Here is a 458-nt window from a genome sequence, read left to right as displayed (position 1 = left end):
TAATTTCTCTGATGATTTCGCCAAATCATCATATTGTTTTTGTTTCTCTTGTATCTGTTCATCTTTATCCCTTAATGCTTTTCCAGATTTAATATATTCATAATCATCTGTAATTAATTGTGCTGCTTTTATTTGTTCTTGAAATTGCATAAAATCATCATGACTGATGACCACATTACCTGTTTCTTGTAACTCTTTATTAAACAAGCCACCGACTTTTTCTTTCTCTAACTCATATGGAACATTTAAAGGCGTTTTAAGCGTATCTAATGCTTTTTGATACTCTTGTAGCATAGTTTCATTCTTTTGCTTAATATCATCTAATTTTTGGCTCTCATGTTCATATTCCTGTCTATGATAATCTGTCTTTTGTTTATAACGACTTACTTGCTCATGTTTTTTATTCGTTAGTTGTCTTGATTGTCCACGTTCTAAATTATAACCCTGCTCATTAATAT

The 458-nt window shown here is 30.1% G+C and carries 1 protein-coding gene; it reads right to left on the bottom strand.

Annotated elements, in window-relative coordinates; translation table 11 throughout:
• On the bottom strand, positions 1–458 hold a 458-nt coding region (locus UU9_RS18210), incomplete at both ends, for a hypothetical protein (RefSeq protein ID WP_343122257.1).

It is taken from the genome of Rhodanobacter fulvus Jip2 (genome assembly GCF_000264315.1).
In the GTDB taxonomy this organism is placed as follows: Bacteria; Pseudomonadota; Gammaproteobacteria; order Xanthomonadales; family Rhodanobacteraceae; genus Rhodanobacter; species Rhodanobacter fulvus.
The sequence above is the reverse complement of the archived record's forward strand: the minus strand, read 5'-3'. Positions and strand labels throughout refer to the sequence as shown.